This is a genomic window from Pseudomonas sp. Root401 (assembly GCF_001425105.1).
In the GTDB taxonomy this organism is placed as follows: domain Bacteria; phylum Pseudomonadota; class Gammaproteobacteria; order Pseudomonadales; family Pseudomonadaceae; genus Aquipseudomonas; species Aquipseudomonas brassicacearum.
In genome coordinates this window covers 155076-175904 of sequence record NZ_LMDO01000012.1, presented here as the reverse complement: position 1 = coordinate 175904, position 20829 = coordinate 155076, and the positions used below count along the sequence as shown (strand labels likewise).

Sequence of the window (20829 nt, the reverse complement as noted above, 5' to 3'; positions counted from 1 at the left end):
CTAGGTCAATTTCCAACCAGCGTTTCCTTTAAATAGATATCCCGACGCTTGGACGGATTCATCACACGACGCTAGATATAGAAATAAAGAAGGGAATTATTTAAAGCTTTTCTGTAAAGCTTATAAAAGCAAGGCAGCCACCTGTCTGTGGATAACCATGCTCAGCCCTTGTAATCCGCCATGTACAGAGAATGACAACTACAGGGGAAAGCAGTGGCCAGCCTGTGCTGCGCTGTCGGATAAGCTGTGTGTGGAATGCGTGGTTATCCACAGGCCGGTTATCCACCGACTTTCGCCCCCACTTGTGCAACGACCTCAGGCGCGGTTATCCACAGAGCTTATCCACTGACCGCCCGTCGTCTTTCTCGCGGTTAACGCGTTGATAAATCATGGGCGATCAGCAAGCTGCATGTGGATAAGTGGGCGTCTGCTCGCTACAATGGCCGCTTGTTTTTGCCTCACCGGCTTTCAACTTAGGGGATATCCGTGTCAGTGGAACTTTGGCAGCAGTGCGTAGAGCTTTTGCGCGATGAGCTGCCTGCCCAACAATTCAACACTTGGATCCGTCCACTACAGGTCGAAGCCGAAGGCGACGAGTTGCGTGTCTATGCACCGAACCGTTTCGTTCTCGACTGGGTCAACGAAAAGTACCTGGGCCGGGTCATGGAACTGCTCGACGAGCATGGCAATGGCATGGCGCCTGCGTTGTCCTTATTAATAGGCAGCAAGCGCAGCTCGGCACCGCGCGCCGCACCCAACGCGCCGCTGGCCGCCGCAGCGTCACAGGCCCAACAGGTTGCAACGGCACCGGTTAACAACCATGCTGCCCCGGCACCCGCCCCTGCCCCGAGCAAACGCAACGCACAAAAGGTCGCCGAGGTCAGCGAAGAACCCTCCCGGGACAGCTTCGACCCGATGGCCGGTGCCAGCTCCCAGCAGGCGCCGGTGCGTGCCGAACAGCGCACCGTCCAGGTCGAAGGCGCGCTCAAGCACACCAGCTACCTGAACCGGACCTTTACCTTCGAGAATTTCGTCGAAGGTAAATCCAACCAACTGGCTCGCGCGGCGGCCTGGCAGGTCGCGGACAACCCCAAGCACGGTTACAACCCGCTGTTCCTCTATGGCGGCGTAGGCTTGGGTAAGACCCACTTGATGCACGCCGTGGGCAACCACCTATTAAAGAAGAACCCGAATGCCAAGGTCGTGTACCTGCATTCCGAGCGTTTCGTGGCCGACATGGTCAAGGCGCTGCAGCTGAACGCGATCAACGAGTTCAAGCGTTTCTACCGTTCGGTGGACGCCTTGCTGATCGACGACATTCAGTTCTTCGCCCGCAAGGAACGTTCCCAGGAAGAGTTTTTCCACACCTTCAACGCATTGCTTGAAGGCGGGCAGCAGGTCATTCTCACCAGTGACCGCTACCCGAAAGAAATCGAAGGCCTTGAAGAACGCCTCAAGTCGCGTTTCGGCTGGGGCCTGACGGTGGCCGTCGAGCCGCCGGAGCTGGAAACACGGGTTGCGATCCTGATGAAGAAAGCCGACCAGGCCAAGGTCGAGCTGCCTCACGATGCCGCGTTCTTCATCGCCCAGCGTATTCGCTCCAACGTGCGTGAGCTCGAAGGTGCCCTCAAGCGGGTGATCGCTCACTCGCACTTCATGGGCCGCGACATCACCATCGAATTGATTCGCGAATCCTTGAAGGACCTGTTGGCGCTTCAGGACAAATTGGTTTCTGTGGATAACATTCAGCGAACCGTTGCGGAATACTACAAAATCAAGATTTCCGACCTGCTGTCCAAACGCCGTTCGCGTTCGGTAGCACGTCCGCGTCAGGTGGCGATGGCCCTGTCCAAGGAACTGACCAACCACAGCCTGCCGGAAATCGGCGATGTGTTTGGCGGACGCGACCACACCACCGTGCTGCACGCCTGCCGCAAGATCAACGAACTTAAGGAATCCGACGCGGACATCCGCGAGGACTACAAGAACCTGCTGCGTACACTGACCACTTGATGACCACCAGCGCAGCTTATTAAGGCAAGGGACTAGACCATGCATTTCACCATTCAACGCGAAGCCCTGTTGAAACCCCTGCAACTGGTCGCAGGCGTCGTCGAACGCCGCCAGACCTTGCCGGTACTTTCCAACGTGCTGCTGGTTGTCGAAGGCCAGCAATTGTCGCTGACCGGTACCGACCTGGAAGTCGAGCTGGTCGGTCGTGTGCAACTTGAAGAACCGGCCGATCCGGGCTCCATCACCGTGCCGGCGCGCAAGCTGATGGACATCTGCAAGAGCCTGCCCAACGACGCGCTGATCGACATCAAGGTCGATGAGCAGAAGCTCGTGGTCAAGGCCGGTCGCAGCCGTTTCACCTTGTCCACGCTGCCAGCCAACGATTTCCCGACTGTGGAAGAAGGCCCGGGTTCGCTGACCTGCAGCCTGGACCAGAGCAAATTGCGTCGCCTGATCGAACGCACCAGCTTCGCCATGGCCCAGCAGGACGTGCGTTATTACCTCAACGGTATGCTCCTGGAAGTGTCTGCCGGCGTCATCCGCGCCGTCGCCACCGACGGCCACCGCCTGGCCATGTGCTCGATGCAGGCCGATATCGGTCAGCCGGATCGCCACCAGGTGATCGTGCCGCGCAAAGGTATCCTGGAGCTGGCCCGCCTGCTGACCGAGCCGGACGGCAACGTCAGCATCGTGCTGGGCCAGCACCACATCCGCGCCACCACCGGCGAGTTCACCTTCACGTCGAAGCTGGTAGACGGCAAATTCCCTGACTACGAGCGCGTGCTGCCAAAAGGTGGCGACAAGCTGGTCCTGGGCGATCGCCAGGCGCTGCGCGAAGCTTTCAGCCGTACCGCGATTCTCTCCAACGAGAAGTACCGTGGCATCCGCCTGCAACTGGCCAATGGTCAGCTGAAAATCCAGGCGAACAACCCGGAGCAGGAAGAAGCGGAAGAAGAAGTTGGCGTTGAGTACAACGGCGGCTCCCTGGAAATCGGCTTCAACGTCAGCTACCTGCTCGACGTGCTGGGCGTGATGACCACCGAGCAAGTGCGTCTGATCCTGTCCGACTCCAACAGCAGTGCGCTGGTGCAAGAGTCCGACAACGACGATTCGGCTTACGTTGTCATGCCGATGCGTCTGTAATCATGCCCATGCCCAGCAGAAGCTAGATGTCCTTAAGTCGCGTCTCGGTCACCGCGGTGCGCAATCTGCACCCGGTGACCTTCTCCCCTTCCCCCCGCATCAATATCCTTTACGGCGCCAACGGCAGCGGCAAAACCAGCGTCCTGGAAGCCGTGCACCTGCTCGGGCTTGCCCGTTCGTTTCGCAGCACCCGCCTGTTACCGGTCATCCAGTACGATCAACTGGCGTGCACGGTGTTCGGGCAGGTGGAACTGGCAGAAGGCGGCCATAGCGCCCTGGGGATATCGCGGGACCGGCAAGGCGAGTTCCAGATCCGCATCGATGGGCAGAACGCCCGCAGCGCGGCACAACTGGCCGAGATCCTGCCGTTGCAGTTGATCAACCCGGACAGCTTTCGTCTGCTGGAGGGCGCACCGAAGATTCGCCGGCAATTTCTCGACTGGGGCGTGTTCCACGTGGAACCGCGCTTCATGACGACTTGGCAACGCCTGCAGAAGGCGCTGCGCCAGCGAAACTCTTGGCTGCGACATGGTACACTTGACGCCGTTTCGCAAGCGGTTTGGGACAGGGAACTGTGCCAGGCCAGCGCTGAAATCGATGAATACCGCCGCGCTTACATCAAAGCCTTGAAACCGGTCTTCGAGCAGACCTTGAGCGAACTGGTTGAGCTTGAGGGCCTGACGCTCAGCTATTACCGAGGCTGGGACAAGGATCGGGAACTGAGCACCGTGTTGGCTGGCTCGCTGCAGCGGGACCAGCAGATGGGCCATACCCAGGCCGGACCACAACGTGCTGACTTGCGTCTCAGATTGGGCGCACATAACGCCGCGGACATCTTGTCCCGGGGGCAGCAGAAGTTGGTGGTGTGTGCCTTGCGCATAGCCCAGGGGCATCTGGTCAGCCAGGCCCGCCGCGGCCAGTGTATTTATCTGGTGGATGACTTGCCGTCCGAGCTGGACGAAGCCCACCGCCGCGCGCTATGCCGCTTGCTGGAAGACTTACGCTGCCAGGTGTTCATCACCTGTGTAGACCACGAATTATTGAGGGAAGGCTGGCAGACGGAAACGCCAGTCGCTCTGTTCCACGTGGAACAGGGCCGTATCACCCAGACCCACGACCATCGGGAGTGAAGGCATTGAGCGAAGAAAATACGTACGACTCAACGAGCATTAAAGTGCTGAAAGGCCTGGATGCCGTACGCAAACGTCCCGGTATGTACATTGGTGACACCGACGATGGTAGCGGCCTGCACCACATGGTGTTCGAGGTGGTCGACAACTCCATCGACGAAGCCCTCGCCGGCCATTGCGACGACATCAGCATCATCATCCACCCGGATGAGTCCATCACCGTTCGCGACAACGGCCGTGGCATCCCGGTAGACGTGCATAAAGAGGAAGGCGTTTCCGCCGCCGAGGTCATCATGACCGTCCTCCACGCAGGCGGTAAGTTCGACGACAACTCCTACAAGGTATCCGGCGGTCTGCACGGCGTAGGTGTATCGGTAGTGAACGCGCTGTCCGAAGAGCTGGTCCTGACCGTTCGCCGCAGCGGCAAGATCTGGGAACAGACCTACATCCACGGCGTGCCCCAGGCACCGATGGCGATCGTTGGCGACAGCGAAAGCACCGGCACCCAGATTCACTTCAAGGCCTCGAGCGAAACCTTCAAGAACATCCACTTCAGCTGGGACATCCTGGCCAAGCGGATTCGTGAACTGTCCTTCCTCAACTCCGGTGTTGGCATCGTCCTCAAGGACGAGCGCAGCGGCAAGGAAGAGCTGTTCAAGTACGAAGGCGGCCTGCGTGCGTTTGTTGAGTACCTGAACACCAACAAGACCCCGGTCAACCAGGTGTTCCATTTCAACGTCCAGCGTGAAGACGGCATCGGCGTGGAAATCGCCCTGCAGTGGAACGACAGCTTCAACGAGAACCTGTTGTGCTTCACCAACAACATCCCGCAGCGCGACGGCGGTACCCACTTGGTGGGCTTTCGTTCGGCGCTGACTCGTAACCTGAACAACTACATCGAACAGGAAGGGCTGGCGAAGAAGCATAAAGTCGCCACCACCGGTGACGATGCCCGTGAAGGCCTGACCGCGATCATCTCGGTGAAGGTGCCGGATCCGAAGTTCAGTTCCCAGACCAAGGACAAGCTGGTGTCTTCCGAAGTGAAGACCGCAGTTGAACAGGAGATGGGCAAGTACTTCTCCGACTTCCTACTGGAAAACCCGAACGAAGCCAAGCTGGTGGTCGGCAAGATGATCGACGCCGCCCGTGCCCGTGAAGCGGCGCGCAAGGCCCGTGAGATGACCCGCCGCAAAGGCGCGCTGGACATCGCCGGCTTGCCGGGCAAACTGGCCGACTGCCAGGAAAAGGACCCTGCCCTGTCCGAGCTGTACCTGGTGGAAGGTGACTCTGCTGGCGGTTCCGCCAAGCAGGGTCGTAACCGCCGCACCCAGGCCATCCTGCCGCTCAAGGGCAAGATCCTCAACGTCGAGAAGGCGCGCTTCGACAAGATGATTTCCTCCCAGGAAGTCGGCACCTTGATCACGGCGTTGGGCTGCGGCATTGGCCGCGAAGAGTACAACATCGACAAGCTGCGTTATCACAACATCATCATCATGACCGATGCTGACGTCGACGGTTCGCACATTCGTACCCTGCTGCTGACCTTCTTCTTCCGTCAGTTGCCGGAGCTGATCGAGCGCGGCTACATCTACATCGCCCAGCCGCCGCTGTACAAGGTCAAGAAAGGCAAGCAAGAGCAATACATCAAAGACGACGACGCCATGGAAGAGTACATGACGCAGTCGGCCCTGGAAGACGCGAGCCTGCACCTGAACGAAGATGCCCCAGGCATTTCCGGTGAAGCCCTTGAGCGCCTGGTGAATGACTTCCGCCTGGTGATGAAGACCCTCAAGCGTCTGTCGCGCCTGTACCCACAGGAACTGACCGAGCACTTCATCTACCTGCCAGCCGTGAGCCTGGAGCAACTGTCCGATCACGCAGCGATGCAAGATTGGCTGGCCCAGTACGAAGTGCGCCTGCGCACTGTCGAGAAATCCGGCCTGGTCTACAAAGCCAGCCTGCGTGAAGACCGTGAACGTAACGTCTGGCTGCCGGAAGTCGAACTGATCTCCCACGGCCTGTCGAACTACGTCACCTTCAACCGCGACTTCTTCGGCAGCAACGACTACAAGACCGTCGTATCCCTCGGCGCGCAACTGAGCACGCTGCTGGACGAAGGTGCGTACATCCAACGTGGTGAACGCAAGAAGGCCGTGACCGAGTTCAAGGAAGCCCTTGAATGGCTGATGGCCGAAAGCACCAAGCGCCACACCATCCAGCGATACAAAGGTCTTGGCGAGATGAACCCGGATCAGTTGTGGGAAACCACCATGGACCCAGGCTCGCGCCGGATGCTGAAAGTCACCATCGAAGACGCCATTGGCGCGGACCAGATCTTCAACACCTTGATGGGTGATGCGGTCGAGCCTCGTCGTGACTTCATCGAGAGCAATGCGTTGGCGGTATCCAACCTGGATTTCTGATCCCTTCGGCAGCACCGCTCCAAAAAAAGCCAACGCATATGCGTTGGCTTTTTTTTACGTTTGAAAAACGTGCACCGTTTTCAGGCCTGTGGGTAAAAAGTGGTGTAACTCGGTAACACCTTGGCACAAAGCCTTCACGCTCAATGGGTTAGGAACGGGGTGAAAGCCCCGGATAACGGGCTTTCAGATTTTCTGGCGCAGAACTTGCGTGTTAAATAAATTACACATCGTTTCTTTAAATTGACAGTGGAACGGTGGGTACGAGGTGACACGAATAAATCCAACACCAAGGGTAGTCTCAATGAGCGGTACGCAAACTTCCAATCATCTGGAGCAAGGGCTCAAACCCCGGCATGTAACGATGCTATCCATCGCCGGCGTCATCGGCGCTGGTCTTTTCGTTGGCTCCGGCCACGCTATCGCAGCGGCCGGCCCAGCCGTGCTGCTGGCTTACGCTGCCGCGGGTGCCCTGGTGGTGCTGGTGATGCGGATGCTGGGCGAAATGGCGGTGGCGTCGCCGGACACTGGCTCCTTCTCGACCTATGCTGACCGTGCGATTGGTCATTGGGCCGGTTTCACCATCGGCTGGCTCTACTGGTGGTTCTGGGTCCTGGTGATTCCGCTGGAGGCCAACGCCGCCGCGACGATCCTGCATGCCTGGTTTCCGAACGTGGCAATCTGGGCCTTCACCTTGGTCATCACCCTGCTGCTGACGGTCACCAACCTGTTCAGCGTGAAGAATTACGGGGAGTTCGAATTCTGGTTCGCCCTGGTCAAGGTGGTGGCGATCATCGGCTTCATTGGCCTGGGTGTGATGGCGATCTTCGGCTTGCTGCCTACCAGCCAGGTCAGCGGTGTTTCGCACCTGTTCGACACCCAGGGCTTCCTGCCCAACGGTATGGGCGCGGTGTTGGGGGCAATCCTGACCACCATGTTTTCGTTCATGGGCACCGAGATCGTGACCATCGCGGCGGCCGAATCGAAGAACCCGGGCCAGCAGATCTCCAAGGCGACCAACTCGGTCATCTGGCGGATTGGCTTGTTTTACCTCGTCTCCATCTTCATCGTCGTCGCCCTGGTGCCATGGAACGATCCGCTCCTGGCCAGCGTCGGTTCCTACCAGACGGTGCTGGAGCGCATGGGCATCCCCAATGCCAAACTGATCGTCGATATCGTCGTCCTGGTGGCGGTCACGAGCTGCCTGAACTCGGCGCTGTATACGGCTTCGCGGATGATGTTCTCGTTGGGCAAGCGTGGTGATGCGCCGGCCGTTTCCCAGCGCACCAACAAGAGCGGTACACCTTACTGGGCGGTGATGCTGTCGACCGGGGCGGCCTTCCTCGCCGTGTTCGCCAACTATGTGGCGCCGGCTGCGGTCTTCGAATTCCTGCTGGCCAGCTCCGGCGCGATTGCGTTGCTGGTGTACCTGGTCATCGCGATTTCGCAGCTGCGTATGCGCAAACAGCGCATGGCGCGTGGTGAAAAAGTCGCCTTCAGCATGTGGCTGTTCCCCGGCCTGACCTACGCGGTGATCGTCTTCATCGTGGGAGCCTTGACCATCATGCTGTTCCAGGAAGCCCACCGCGTGGAAATCCTCGCGACCGGACTGCTCAGCGTACTGGTCGTCGCGTCCGGGTTGCTGGTGCAGCGCCGTCGGATCGCAAAAGCAGGGAGTTTGGTGCAGACGATCGGCTGATATCCGTTGTGGTGAGGGGATTTAGCGAAACGTCGCACCGCCCCTCGCCACAGATGTAATCAAAGACCTAACTCGCGACAGACGCCTCACTCCCCGCCGCCACACTCTCCAACCGATACCCATACCCATAAATCGTCAGCAACTGCCAACCGCGATCCGCGGTGAGGCCGAGCTTGTTGCGCAGGCGATAGATATGGGTGTCGAGCGGGCGGGACGAGGTCATTTCTTCGTGGGTCCAGAAACGTTCGTAGAAATACTCCCGAGACAGCGGCCGGCCCAGGTTGGCGAACAGGCACCGGGCCAGGCGGTATTCCCGCTCGGTCAGGCTGATGGGAATGCCGGCGCGGGTGATGGTCAGCTCGGCGTCGTCGAACGCCAGGTCGTTGAACACCAGCATGTCGCTGGCGGGCGCGCGCTGCAGGTTGTGACGGCGCAGCACTGCGGTGACCCGGGCCTTGAGCTCGTTGGGCCGGAAGGGTTTGCTCACATAGTCGTCAGCGCCAGCGTTGAGGGCCTGGACGATGTCGTGCTCGCCGTCGCGGCTGGTCAACATGATGGCGGCCGGCGGCGAATCCATGTGCTCGCGGGTCCAGCGCAGCAATGAAAGCCCGCTGATGTCCGGCAGTTGCCAGTCGAGGATCAACAGGTCGAAGGTTTCCCGGCGCAGTTGCCGCAACAAGTCCTCGCCTCGCTCAAAGCTATGCAGGGTCCAGGCTTGTTCGCCCCTGCCAGGGATTTGTTGCAGTGTCTGTTCTACCCGGCGCAGTTCGGCCGGTTCATCGTCCAGTATGGCGACACGCATGAAATGCGATTCCTTGATCTCGAGAGTAACGGACATCTGCAGGTGGCAATGAAACGCAGCCGCTGGCTGATTTGTTGTCATTGACCTGTCGCTGGCTGCGACAATACCGGCTCGCGGCACAGAGGGAAAGGCAGCAGCGCGCCACCCATCGAGTCCCGTTATAGTCGTGGGCTTGGCAGGCCTGTGAAAAAATCCCCAGTTCTTGAGTTTGGCCAGGAGGCCTATGAGTAACCAACGTCGGCGTGAAAGTCGTGAGCCAACCCAGGTCCAGCGGTTGTTTCGTCAGTTGGTGCGGGAGTGGTTGTGGATAAGTTTGTTGCTGTTGCCGCTGACGGCCTTGCTGTCATTGAGCAGTCAATCGACGGGTAACCATCCAGGTGCTGTGTTGTTGTCGGTGTGTTTGGTGGCCTGTGTATTGGGCCTGTTGCTGTTGCGCCCGCGCCTGGCCCTGTGGACAACAGTGGGCGGCATGAGCCTGGCCCTGTTGATCAGTGCCGTGCTGGGCGCGCGAGGCTGGTGGTGGTCGCCCATGGCAAGTGTGCTGGGCATCATGTTTGGCTACCTGATCTGGAATTGGCGGCGCCTGAGCGTGGTGCTGGCCTATTTCGGCTGGGAGCTGGCCCGCCTGGACGCGGAGCCCAAGGTTTTCCCGGAACGTCGTCGCGCCTCCTATACCGGCAGCGACCGCTTGCAGGGTCAGATCATGGCCCTGGAACAAGCCATGAGCCGAACCCGCGACACCCGCCGCTTCATTGCCGATGGCCTGGAATACCTGCCGGTGGCGACCATGATCAGTGATCCTCAAGGCAAGCTGTTGCTTGGCAATCGCAAGGCGCGCGAGCTGTTCGGTCATGGCCTGGCGGGCGGCGACGTGCTCGAGCAGCTCGGGCAATTGGGTTATCCAGGGTTGGAGCATGGGGCGCATCACCGGTTATCCACATTGCCTCTGGTGGAGTTTCGCGACATTCGCGAGCGCAGCTTGCGCCTGGAACGGGCGGCGTTGTTGCCGGTTGATGGCGACGCGCCGATTGGCTGGTTGTTGAGCCTCACGGACCTGAGCGCCGAACGTGAGGCTGAAGAACAGCGCAGCGTCATGCTGCGTTTTCTCTCCCACGACTTGCGCGCCCCGCACTCGGCGATCCTTGCATTGCTCGATGTGCAGCGGCATCAGGTCGGTGGGGATAATCCGCTGTTCGACCAGATCGAGCGCCAGGTACGTCGCGCCCTGGACCTGACCGAGGGCTTCGTGCAATTGGCCAAGGCCGAATCCGAGGCCTATCAATTCCAGCCGACGCTGTTCGCCATGCTGGTGCTGGATGTGCTCGACCAGGCGCTGCCCATCGCCCAGGCAAAGCGCATCCAGTTGATTCATGAAATAGAAGATGAAGAGGCGATGGTGAGGGCGGATCAACCGTTGCTGACCCGTGCCCTGTTCAATCTGCTGGAAAATGCCATCAAGTACAGCGCGCCCGACGCCTGCATTTCGCTGCAGGTTCATTGCACCCCGGGCTGGTTGATCTGCAATGTTGCCGACCAGGGCAAAGGCATCAGCGCCGAAGAACTACCCGACCTGTTCAGGCAGTACCGACGGTTTTCCTCGGCTCACGGGGTCGATGGAATTGGCTTGGGGCTGTCGATGGTCAAGGCCGTGGTTGACCATCACGAGGGGAAAATCGAGTGCCGTAGCGTGGTGGGTAAAGGCACGACGTTTAGCCTGCGTTTCCCGTTATTGGAAGATTGAAAAGATCGCGGCCTTCGGCTGTAGGAGCTGCCGAAGGCCGCGATTTTTTGGTGCTATAAAAAACTTATGCACCTGAAGGCGGGTTTTATGTGTTTAGGAAATATGTATTAAAAACATAGACCTACAGCATAAAAGCAACGGATTTCGAAAAAACGGTACACAGGTTATCCACAGATCTCAAACAGCGAGCTGGTCGGTGGTGGCCGGTGTTGTCGGGGTCGGAGGCAGTGAGCCTATTTCCCGTTGTGTCTGTTCATTCCAGGCTTGTACGCGGTCATTGAGCTCGGCGATGGCGCGCGGCCCAGTGCCTTCGGCATACATCGGCGCGCCGATCACCACAGTGATGACGCCTGGTTTCCTGATCCAGCCAGCCTTGGGCCAGAATTTGCCGGCATTGTGTGCAATCGGCAGTACAGGAAGATCGGCGTTCACGGCCAATGCCGAACCGCTGCGGGAGAATTTGCCGACGGTTCCATAAGGAACACGGGTGCCCTCGGGGAAGATCAGCACCCAAACGTTATCCTTGAGCAGTTCGTCGCCCTTCTTCGCGACCTGCTTGAGGGCCGCCTTGGGGTTGTCGCGATCGATGGCGATCGGGCGCAACATCGCCATGGCCCAGCCGAAGAACGGCACGAACAACAGTTCACGCTTGAGCACTTGGCTCAACGGTTCGAAATAGGCCGAGAGAAAGAACGTCTCCCAGGTGCTCTGGTGGTTGGATTGGATCACGCAGGGCCGGTCAGGCACGTTCTCGGCACCTTTGACTTCATAGCTGATGCCCAGGAACACCTTGCTCAACCACAGCGCGCAGCGGCACCAGTACACATTGATGAAACGGTAGCGCGCCTTGAACGGCAAGAAAGGCGCGATAAAAAAACTCAAGGAGCACCACAGCAAGGAACTGGTGCCCAACAGCAGGTAAAAGAGAAAGGCTCTGATGGCCTGCAATATCGACATAGCGGCATTTACCGTTGCGGGCAATGCCCGCCTGTTCAAGCGCTTCCCGAACAATCCTTGATCAGGTTGTCTTGGGAGCTCTAATTGTGGATAAGTTCAGCGGCAATCGCCGCCAAGTCGTCAAAAATCAAGGTGCCCACCGGTAGGGTCTTGCCCAGAGTCTTTTCGCCTTTCCCGGTCTTTACCAAAACTGGCTGACAATCGACGGCCTTGGCCGCCTCCAGGTCACCGAGGCTGTCGCCGACGAACCACACACCCGCCAGCGCCACGCCGTAACGCGCGGCAATGGTTTTCAACATGCCCGGCTTGGGCTTGCGGCAATCGCAACCCTCGTCCGGCCCGTGCGGGCAATAGACGATCAGCCCGACTTCCCCGCCCTGCTCCGCCACCAATGCACGCAGGTGCTCGTGCATGGCTTCGAGCACGGCGAGGTCATAGTAACCGCGGGCAATGCCCGACTGGTTGGTGGCAACCGCCACCGTCCAGCCGGCCTTGCTCAACTGCGCGATGGCTTCGATCGAACCGGGCAGCGGCAACCACTCCTCCACCGATTTGATGTAAGCGTCGGAGTCGTGATTGATCACCCCGTCCCGATCGAGAATCAGCAGTTTCAACAGCAGCTCCTCAACCCAGCACGGAAATATCGGCAATATTGAGGAACAGGCTGCGCAGGCGTGCCAGCAATGCATAACGATTCTTGCGAACGTCTTCGTTGTCCGCATTCACCATCACGGCTTCAAAGAACGCATCGACCGGCTCGCGCAGTGCCGCCAGGCGCGCCAGGGCCTCGGCATAATCGCGTTTTTCCATGAGCGGTTGTACCGACGCATACGCCTGTTGAATCGCCGAGTTGAGCGAAAACTCGGCGGCATTATCAAAGTAACGTGCTTCAACGGCTTTGACTGAAGGCTCGGCCTTGCTCAGCAGGTTCGACACACGCTTGTTCACCGCCGCCAACGCTGCCGCTTCCGGCAATTTGCGGAACGCCTGCACCGCTTGTACGCGCTGGTCGAAGTCCAGGGCCGAACCCGGTTTCAGGGCACGCACCGACAGGTAGGTGGCGACTTCGACACCTTCGTCTTCATAACGCGCACGCAGGCGGTCGAAGATAAATTCCAGCACGGCATCGGCCAGGCCGGCAGACTTGACCTTGCTGCCGAACGCATTGACGGCGAACGCCACGGCGTCGTTCAGGTCCAGGTCCAACTGCTTGTCGATCAGGATCCGCAACACGCCCAGCGCCGCACGACGCAAGGCATAAGGGTCTTTGCTGCCGGTGGGCAGCATGCCGATACCGAAGATGCCGACCAGGGTGTCGAGCTTGTCGGCGATCGCCACGGCCGCACCGGTCAGGGTGGTCGGCAGCTCTGCGCCAGCACCGCGCGGCATGTACTGCTCGTTCAGTGCCAGGGCCACGTCTTGCGGCTCGCCATCGTTGAGGGCGTAGTAGTAACCGGCGACGCCTTGCATCTCCGGGAACTCACCGACCATCTCGGTGGACAGGTCGCACTTGGACAGGATCCCGGCACGGGCCGCGCGCTGGGCGTCGCCGCCGATGCGTGGGGCGATGAACGCCGCCAGTTTCGACACGCGCTCGGCCTTGTCGTAGACGCTGCCGAGTTTTTCCTGGAACACCACGTTGCGCAGGCGCTCGTTGAAGCTTTCCAGGGGCTGCTTCTTGTCTTGCTTGAAGAAGAACTCGGCATCGGTCAGGCGCGGGCGAACGACTTTTTCGTTACCGGCGATGATCTGCTGCGGGTCCTTGCTTTCGATGTTGGCGACCGTGATGAAGCGCGGCAGCAACTTGCCTTCGGCGTCCAGCAGGCAGAAGTACTTCTGGTTGTCCTGCATGGTGGTGATCAGCGCTTCCTGCGGCACTTCAAGGAAACGTTCCTCGAACGAGCACACCAGCGGCACCGGCCATTCCACCAGCGCGGTCACTTCGTCCAGCAGGTTGGCCGGCACGATGGCGGTGCCTTCCTGCAGGGTGGCCAGCTCTTCGGTGCGCTTGCTGATCAGTTCGCGGCGCTCGTTGGCGTCGGCCAGCACGTAAGCGCCGCGCAGGTCGGCCAGGTAGTTGGCCGGCGAGGTGATGCGCACGCTCTGTGGATGATGGAAGCGGTGACCGCGGGAATCGCGACCGGCCTTCTGGGCCAGGATCGTGCAATCGATGACCTGGTCACCGAGCAACATCACCAGCCATTGGGTCGGGCGCACGAACTCTTCCTTGCGCGCGGCCCAGCGCATGCGCTTGGGGATCGGCAAGTCATTGAGGGAATCTTCGACGATGGTCGGCAACAGGCTGGCGGTCGGCTTGCCCTTGATGCTCTGGCTGTAGCGCAGCTTCGGGCCGCTCTGGTCGATTTCGCTCAGGTCCACGCCGCACTTCTTGGCGAAGCCCAGGGCAGCTTGGGTCGGGTTGCCGTCGGCATCGAACGCGGCCTGGCGTGGCGGGCCGTCGAGATTGATGCTGCGGTCTGGCTGCTGGGTCGCCAGGGCGGTGATCAGCACGGCCAGGCGGCGCGGCGCGGCGTACACCTGTTTGGCTTCGTAGCCCAGGCCGGCGGCTTGCAGGCCTTTGTCGATACCGGCGAGGAACGCATCGGCCAGGGTGTTCAGGGCTTTGGGTGGCAGTTCTTCGGTGCCCAGTTCAACCAGAAAATCTTGAGCACTCATTGTGCAGCCTCCAGCTTAGCCAACACTTCATCACGCAGGTCCGGGGTCGCCATCGGGAAGCCCAGCTTGGCACGGGCCAGCAGGTAGGCTTGCGCAACGGAACGCGCCAGGGTGCGCACACGCAGGATGTATTGCTGGCGCGCGGTCACGGAAATCGCCCGGCGTGCATCCAGCAGGTTGAAGGTATGGGACGCCTTCAACACCATTTCATAGCTCGGCAACGGCAGCGGCTGGTCCAGCTCGATCAGGCGCTTGGCTTCGCTTTCATAGAAATCGAACAGTTCGAACAGCTTCTCGACGTTGGCGTGTTCGAAGTTGTAGGTCGACTGTTCCACTTCGTTCTGGTGGAACACGTCGCCGTAGGTCACTTTGCCGAACGGGCCGTCGGCCCACACCAGGTCGTAGACCGAATCCACGCCCTGCAGGTACATGGCCAAGCGTTCCAGGCCGTAGGTGATTTCGCCGGTGACCGGGTAGCACTCGATGCCGCCCGCCTGCTGGAAGTAGGTGAACTGGGTCACTTCCATGCCGTTGAGCCAGACTTCCCAGCCCAGGCCCCAGGCGCCCAGGGTTGGCGATTCCCAGTTGTCTTCGACGAAACGAATGTCATGCACCAGCGGGTCGAGGCCCACGTGCTTGAGCGAGCCCAGGTACAGCTCCTGGAAGTTTTCCGGGTTCGGCTTCAGCACGACCTGGAACTGGTAGTAGTGCTGCAGACGGTTCGGGTTTTCGCCGTAGCGGCCGTCAGTCGGGCGGCGGCTGGGCTGTACATAAGCGGCGTTCCAGGTTTCCGGGCCGATGGCACGCAGAAACGTGGCAGTGTGGAAAGTGCCGGCGCCTACTTCCATATCGTAGGGCTGAAGTACCACGCAACCTTGCTCGGCCCAGTATTGCTGGAGGGCGAGGATCAAGTCTTGGAAGGTACGCACGGCTGGCGTAGGCTGGCTCACGAAATTCACCTGTTTCTTGGGCTGCGATTTAAAGAGCGGGAGTATACCCGATTCGTTCGTGCGCACGCCCCCTGGAGCCTTATGCCACGCTGCTTTTGGTGTTCTGACGATCCGTTGTACATGGCTTATCACGATCAGGAGTGGGGCACGCCGCTGCGCGATGCGCAGGGTTTGTTCGAGTTGCTTTTGCTCGAAGGGTTCCAGGCCGGGTTGTCCTGGATCACCGTTTTGCGCAAACGCGAGCGCTACCGGGAGGTGCTGTACGGCTTCGATGTGCAGCGGGTAGCGCAGATGAGCGACGCCGAAATCGATGAACTGATGCTCGACCCCGGCATCATCCGCAACCGCCTCAAGCTCAAGGCCGCCCGCCGCAACGCCCAGGCCTGGCTGGCGTTGGAAGACCCGGTGGCGTTCCTCTGGTCGTTCGTGGGCGACAAACCCATCATCAACCATTTCAAGGACCGCACCGAAGTGCCGGCCATCACGCCCGAAGCACTGGCGATGAGCAAAGGCTTGAAAAAAGCCGGGTTCACCTTCGTCGGGCCGACCATTTGTTATGCGCTGATGCAGGCCTCGGGCATGGTCATGGACCACACCCAGGATTGCGACCGCTACGCCGAGTTGGTAAACGGCGGTTAGAATAGCCGGCTCGCAACACGGCCCATACATTCAGGAGTGACCTGTGGATAAGTTGAAAGGCGCCTTGCTGGTCGGCGCTCTGCGGTTGTTTGCGCTGCTGCCCTGGCGGGCGGTGCAAGCGGTGGGCTCGGCCATTGGCTGGTTCATGTGGAAGCTGCCCAACCGCTCCCGCGACGTGGTGCGGATCAACCTCGCCAAATGTTTTCCCGAGATGGACCCGGCCGAGCGCGAACGCCTGGTGGGCCAGAGCCTCAAGGACATCGGCAAATCCCTGACCGAAAGCGCCTGCGCCTGGATCTGGCCGGCCCAGCGTTCCATCGACCTGGTGCGTGAAGTCGAAGGCCTGGAGGTGCTGAAAGAAGCGCTGGCCTCCGGCAAAGGCGTGGTCGGCATTACCAGCCATTTGGGCAACTGGGAAGTGCTCAACCACTTCTATTGCAGCCAGTGCAAACCGATCATTTTCTACCGTCCGCCCAAGCTCAAGGCGGTGGATGAACTGCTGCGCAAGCAGCGTGTGCAACTGGGCAACAAAGTCGCCGCATCCACCAAGGAAGGCATCCTCAGCGTCATCAAGGAAGTGCGCAAGGGCGGCCAGGTGGGCATCCCCGCCGACCCGGAACCGGCCGAATCCGCCGGTATCTTCGTGCCCTTCTTCGCCACCCAGGCCCTGACCAGCAAGTTCGTACCGAACATGCTCGCCGGCGGCAAAGCGGTCGGCGTCTTCCTCCATGCCCTGCGCCTGCCGGACGGCTCCGGCTACAAAGTCATCCTCGAAGCCGCCCCGGAGGCCATGTACAGCACCGATACCGAAACCGCCTGCGCGGCCATGAGCCAAGTGGTGGAACGCTACGTACGGGCCTACCCGAGCCAGTACATGTGGAGCATGAAACGCTTCAAGAAACGCCCGCCGGGCGAGGCGCGGTGGTACTGAAGGCCTGTTGCCATCCCCAATCCCTGTGGGAGCGAGCCTGCTCGCGATAGCGCCCTGACAGCCGCAGCCTAACTAACTGATCCGACCCTCCAGTGGCGAGTGAGCTTGCTCCCGCTGGGCTGCGCAGCAGCCCCAACCGGGCTAACGTATTCCCCCAGGCAAACCCAACGGAGGCCGAATGGATAACGCTCCCGGCAAACGCGTCATCGTCATCGGTGCGGGCATCGTAGGCGCATCCCTGGCCTATCATCTGGCGACCAAAGGCGCGAAAGTCACGGTGGTCGAGGCCGAAGGCATCGCGTCAGGCGTGACCGGCAGCTCATTCGCCTGGATCAACACCTCCCATGACGAACCCGACCCCATCGCGCCATTGCGCGGTGCTGCCATCCAGGAATACCGCCGACTCGAAACGCAACTGCCCGGCCTGAAGATCCGCTGGACCGGCGCCCTATCTTACGGCCCGAGTTCAACAGCGTCGGCAAGCCGGATATCCCAATCACAGATCCGTGAACTTGAGCCAAACCTCAAGAACCCTCCTCAACACGCTTCGTATGCGGCAGAAGAAGGAGCGCTGGACGCCGTAGCAGCAACCCAGGCGTTGATCGCCGGTGCCCAAGCGAATGGCGCGAAAGTGCTCACTCAAACGCCGGTTCTCGGCTTTAAAACCCAGGGTTCCACCGTGTGGGGCGTTGAAACCGCCACGGGCGTCATTGAAGCCGATATCGTCGTATTGGCAGCCGGCACCGGCATCACGAAGCTGACCGACCTGCTTGAAGTCTGCCTGCCCATAGACGCCTCCCCGGCAATTTTCATCCGCTACACCTCGCCACCCAACCTGGTGCGCAGCCTCATCTCCAGCCCTGAAATGGAAGTGAGGCAAACCGCGGAGGGTGCGTTGCTGGCGGCCGAAGACTATCTGGACGACGCCTTGGAAAACCAACCATCGGAGATCGCGCTGCGCACCGCCTGCGCCATCAAAAGCGAACTCCACGGCGTTGTCTCCCTGGATCTGCAATCGGCTCGTGTCGGATACAGACCAATGCCTGCCGATGACATCCCCATCATTGGTTATCTTCCGCAGGTTGGCGGCGTATACGTGTGCGTCATGCACCCCGGCGTAACCCTGGCGGCGATCGTGGGTCGTCTTGCCAGTGAAGAGATCGTCGACGACCAGGTATCCTCTGCCCTCAACCCCTGCCGCCCGGATCGATTTTGCCAAGTTTAGCGAGGGCTGAGTGGCCCAAATTCGCCTACTCCCCAATCAGTGATGTATTTGGAACTCCGAATGGTGCTTGATAGCCGATTTATCATGTTTATCGCCGGGAACTACCTGACCCGGCCTTGAATACAGGCCCGCCATGCCCAGCCCTCACCATAAAGCAGTCAATAATTAAAGCGTCATATACCCAATGAATAACTACTACCAAGCGCAGTCTATTTCTGCGCTGTCTTGCTAGCCATAAGTCGAATACAGCCTTCATGAACTGAGCCTTATAGTGCGCGACGCAAAAACAATCTCGACCTTTAATTAGTCCTGGATGGTTTAGATGTCGCTAAAAAGACTTAAGACTAAAGCGCTTCCAATCACTGAGGAGTTATTGCAATTACTACGGGCCACGCAACACGCTCAGACTGTATGGAGCGTCACCGTCAATGATATTGACGCGTCATGTGATGAGGTATGGCTTGCTCGAATGTGGGAGGTCGAGGGCCTCGAAGCCCGATACAGAGCCTGCCAAGACCGGCTGTTTCTTTATCTAAAGCAAGTCATCCAGATCTGAGTCTTCCGTTACACACCGTACGGTTTCCAGCGCTCGCAACATAGGTGCGGGTCCACCAGAATTGAACGATCGTGAACATTCGACTAAAGAACTAGACAGTTTGTTGGTGTTTGAAAAACCACCCCTTAGTTTCGAATCTGGCCACTCTTGAAACGCCGATAGGCTGGGCGCTGTATCCTTTCAGCCGTGCCTTGGCCCAATAGCCCTGGATATCACTATATTTTTTACATCCGAGGACGAGTTGTGCTCCAGAGCACTTCGGTTGCCACTCTAAAAACTAAAGCATTCAGGTTCATGGTCGACATTCCGGGCGCCATGTTCAATCAATCGTGAATTACGACTGGAGTCTTTATGTTTGCCTGGATCAGCAACATCCGTGTCAGCGCTAAATTAAGCTTGGGCTTCGGCCTGGTACTAGGGCTTGCGTTGTTACTCGCTTCCACGGGTTGGTACGCCATTGCGACCTTGACCGACCGTGGCGTTAAAATCGAGAAAATTGCTCAAATCAGCGATTACACCAAAGACCTGCGAATCAGTCGTTTACGTTTAGGTGCAAACCCTCAACCAGATGCCTATCAACCGCTGCAGAAGATTCTGGACAATCTGGCAGCCCACTTGCAAAACATCAACACTCAGTTCACTGCCCCGATTGACCAGCAACTGATGCAACAACAGAACACATCCGTCAGAGAATACGGACAACTGCTGCTTGATCTGGCCAAACCCAATGCCGACCAAGTGTCTATCTATAAACGTATGGGGCAACTCGGTGATCTGTTGCTCGATACGACGCAAAAACTCATTGACTCGCAAAATACCAAGCGCGATGCCGACGCCGCGTCTGCCAAGGTTCTGCTGGGTCTTGTCGCTGCCTTGACGTTGCTACTGGGCGCACTCGCAGCGTGGATCATTACCCAACAAATCGTTAACCCACTGCAGTACACGCTACAGGCCGTGAATCGTATTGCCAGGGGGGATTTGAGTGAGCCCGTGCAGGTCAATCGGCGTGATGAGTTGGGTCAGCTGCAATCAGGTCTTCAGCAGATGATGCTCAACCTTCATGAACTGATCGAGGGCATTCGATCCGGCGTCATTCAGGTTGCCAGTGCTGCCGAACAGCTGTCGGCCGTCACCGAGCAAACCAATGCGGGCGTCAATAATCAGAAAACCGAAACGGATCATGTCGCCACCGCGATGAGCGAAATGACCGCAACGGTGCAAAACGTCGCTCGCGATGCTGAAGAGGCCTCAACTGCCGCATCCGCCGCGGATCAGCAAGCCTCTGAGGGAGAGCAAATCGTGAATGAGGCCATAGCGCAGATCAAGCGCTTGGCCGAAGAACTCAATCAGTCGGCCGATGCTGTACGTCATCTCCAGGAACAAAGTGAAAAAATCGGTGGGGTACTCGATGTGATAAAGGCGGTGGCCCAGCAAACCAATCTGCTGGCGCTGAACGCGGCCATTGAAGCCGCACGCGCCGGCGAGGCTGGCCGTGGCTTTGCGGTGGTAGCAGACGAGGTGCGCAGTCTTGCCTTACGCACCCAGCGTTCCACCGAAGAAATTGAAAGTCTGGTGGCCGGTGTACAGAGTGGTACTCATGCCGTTGCCTCAGGCATGGAAAGCAGCCAGCTGTTGGGCGAGAGCAGCGTCGAATTTACCCATCGCGCGGTGATCGCCCTGGAAAACATCACGAGTAAAGTATCGATCATTCAAGCCATGAATCAGCAAATCGCCACCGCAGCGGAGCAGCAAAGCGCAGTCGCCGAGGAAATCAATCGCAGTGTCATCAACGTTCGCGACATCTCCGAGCAGACGGCAAGCACTTGCGAGGAAACTGCTTCTTCAAGTACCGAACTCGCACGGCTGGGTCATGAACTGGAAAGGCTGGTAGGACGCTTTAAAGTATAGACGTGGCAGAGATGGCGCCGTTTTGCACCCGCAATACCT

At 59.1% G+C, this 20829-nt stretch carries 15 protein-coding genes; 10 read left to right on the top strand and 5 right to left on the bottom strand.

The window, feature by feature from the left end; translation table 11 throughout:
* Positions 1 to 486: 486 nt before the first annotated feature.
* From dnaA to gabP, 5 genes are all read left to right on the top strand, one after another.
* Complete coding sequence (gene dnaA / locus ASC85_RS10790) at positions 487 to 2013, top strand: chromosomal replication initiator protein DnaA (RefSeq protein WP_057449313.1); 1527 nt, start codon at positions 487 to 489, stop codon at positions 2011 to 2013.
* Positions 2014 to 2052: 39 nt separating this feature from the next.
* Positions 2053 to 3156: a DNA polymerase III subunit beta gene (dnaN, locus tag ASC85_RS10785; RefSeq protein WP_003196145.1), complete on the top strand. Its 1104-nt coding sequence runs from the start codon at positions 2053 to 2055 to the stop codon at positions 3154 to 3156.
* A 26-nt stretch (positions 3157 to 3182) separates the two neighbouring features.
* Positions 3183 to 4286: a DNA replication/repair protein RecF gene (gene recF, locus ASC85_RS10780; protein WP_003196148.1), complete on the top strand. Its 1104-nt coding sequence runs from the start codon at positions 3183 to 3185 to the stop codon at positions 4284 to 4286.
* 5 nt (positions 4287 to 4291) lie between these two features.
* Positions 4292 to 6709, top strand: coding sequence for a DNA topoisomerase (ATP-hydrolyzing) subunit B (gyrB, locus tag ASC85_RS10775; RefSeq protein ID WP_057449580.1), 2418 nt, complete (start codon positions 4292 to 4294; stop codon positions 6707 to 6709).
* 301 nt (positions 6710 to 7010) lie between these two features.
* A complete protein-coding gene (gene gabP / locus ASC85_RS10770; protein ID WP_057449312.1) occupies positions 7011 to 8405 on the top strand; it encodes a GABA permease in 1395 nt (464 codons plus the stop codon).
* Positions 8406 to 8472: 67 nt separating this feature from the next.
* Here gabP and ASC85_RS10765 read toward each other — a convergent pair whose 3' ends face one another.
* Positions 8473 to 9207: a response regulator transcription factor gene (locus ASC85_RS10765; RefSeq protein WP_057449311.1), complete on the bottom strand. Its 735-nt coding sequence runs from the start codon at positions 9205 to 9207 to the stop codon at positions 8473 to 8475.
* Positions 9208 to 9430: 223 nt separating this feature from the next.
* Here ASC85_RS10765 and ASC85_RS10760 point away from each other — a divergent pair, with 223 nt between their 5' ends.
* Positions 9431 to 10948, top strand: a complete 1518-nt coding sequence (locus ASC85_RS10760; protein ID WP_057449310.1) for a PAS domain-containing sensor histidine kinase — start codon at positions 9431 to 9433, stop codon at positions 10946 to 10948.
* 177 nt (positions 10949 to 11125) lie between these two features.
* Here the strand turns inward: ASC85_RS10760 and ASC85_RS10755 are convergent, their stop codons facing one another.
* From ASC85_RS10755 to glyQ, 4 genes are all read right to left on the bottom strand, one after another.
* Positions 11126 to 11905: a lysophospholipid acyltransferase family protein gene (locus tag ASC85_RS10755; RefSeq protein WP_057449309.1), complete on the bottom strand. Its 780-nt coding sequence runs from the start codon at positions 11903 to 11905 to the stop codon at positions 11126 to 11128.
* 80 nt (positions 11906 to 11985) lie between these two features.
* Positions 11986 to 12525 carry a D-glycero-beta-D-manno-heptose 1,7-bisphosphate 7-phosphatase gene (gene gmhB, locus ASC85_RS10750; protein WP_164488480.1) on the bottom strand — a complete coding sequence of 180 codons (540 nt, stop codon included), beginning with the start codon at positions 12523 to 12525 and terminating at the stop codon, positions 11986 to 11988.
* 4 nt (positions 12526 to 12529) lie between these two features.
* The gene (gene glyS / locus ASC85_RS10745; protein WP_057449307.1) at positions 12530 to 14581 is read right to left on the bottom strand and encodes a glycine--tRNA ligase subunit beta; all 2052 of its coding nucleotides are present in this window, start codon (positions 14579 to 14581) and stop codon (positions 12530 to 12532) included.
* Positions 14578 to 15531 carry a glycine--tRNA ligase subunit alpha gene (gene glyQ, locus ASC85_RS10740; RefSeq protein ID WP_003177094.1) on the bottom strand — a complete coding sequence of 318 codons (954 nt, stop codon included), beginning with the start codon at positions 15529 to 15531 and terminating at the stop codon, positions 14578 to 14580. The genes glyS and glyQ overlap by 4 nt, the downstream gene beginning before the upstream one ends.
* An 81-nt stretch (positions 15532 to 15612) precedes the next feature.
* Between glyQ and ASC85_RS10735 the strand changes: the two genes are divergently transcribed.
* From ASC85_RS10735 to ASC85_RS10715, 4 genes are all read left to right on the top strand, one after another.
* Positions 15613 to 16170: a DNA-3-methyladenine glycosylase I gene (locus tag ASC85_RS10735; protein WP_030139014.1), complete on the top strand. Its 558-nt coding sequence runs from the start codon at positions 15613 to 15615 to the stop codon at positions 16168 to 16170.
* 43 nt (positions 16171 to 16213) lie between these two features.
* The gene (locus ASC85_RS10730) at positions 16214 to 17101 is read left to right on the top strand and encodes a lysophospholipid acyltransferase (RefSeq protein WP_003196168.1); all 888 of its coding nucleotides are present in this window, start codon (positions 16214 to 16216) and stop codon (positions 17099 to 17101) included.
* Positions 17102 to 17279: 178 nt separating this feature from the next.
* Positions 17280 to 18326, top strand: a complete 1047-nt coding sequence (locus tag ASC85_RS10725; protein WP_057449306.1) for an NAD(P)/FAD-dependent oxidoreductase — start codon at positions 17280 to 17282, stop codon at positions 18324 to 18326.
* A 907-nt stretch (positions 18327 to 19233) separates the two neighbouring features.
* A complete protein-coding gene (locus ASC85_RS10715; RefSeq protein WP_057449305.1) occupies positions 19234 to 20790 on the top strand; it encodes a methyl-accepting chemotaxis protein in 1557 nt (518 codons plus the stop codon).
* The last annotated feature ends 39 nt before the right edge of the window (positions 20791 to 20829 follow it).

What these genes read in the sequence shown, in the direction of transcription:
- recF (WP_003196148.1), top strand. Translation starts at nt 3,183, where the DNA reads ATGTCCTTAAGTCGCGTCTCGGTCACCGCGGTGCGCAATCTGCACCCG.
- ASC85_RS10735 (WP_030139014.1), top strand. Translation starts at nt 15,613, where the DNA reads ATGCCACGCTGCTTTTGGTGTTCTGACGATCCGTTGTACATGGCTTAT.
- ASC85_RS10755 (WP_057449309.1), bottom strand. Translation starts at nt 11,905, where the DNA reads ATGTCGATATTGCAGGCCATCAGAGCCTTTCTCTTTTACCTGCTGTTG.
- glyS (WP_057449307.1), bottom strand. Translation starts at nt 14,581, where the DNA reads ATGAGTGCTCAAGATTTTCTGGTTGAACTGGGCACCGAAGAACTGCCA.
- ASC85_RS10765 (WP_057449311.1), bottom strand. Translation starts at nt 9,207, where the DNA reads ATGCGTGTCGCCATACTGGACGATGAACCGGCCGAACTGCGCCGGGTA.
- gabP (WP_057449312.1), top strand. Translation starts at nt 7,011, where the DNA reads ATGAGCGGTACGCAAACTTCCAATCATCTGGAGCAAGGGCTCAAACCC.
- ASC85_RS10725 (WP_057449306.1), top strand. Translation starts at nt 17,280, where the DNA reads ATGGATAACGCTCCCGGCAAACGCGTCATCGTCATCGGTGCGGGCATC.
- ASC85_RS10715 (WP_057449305.1), top strand. Translation starts at nt 19,234, where the DNA reads ATGTTTGCCTGGATCAGCAACATCCGTGTCAGCGCTAAATTAAGCTTG.
- ASC85_RS10760 (WP_057449310.1), top strand. Translation starts at nt 9,431, where the DNA reads ATGAGTAACCAACGTCGGCGTGAAAGTCGTGAGCCAACCCAGGTCCAG.
- dnaN (WP_003196145.1), top strand. Translation starts at nt 2,053, where the DNA reads ATGCATTTCACCATTCAACGCGAAGCCCTGTTGAAACCCCTGCAACTG.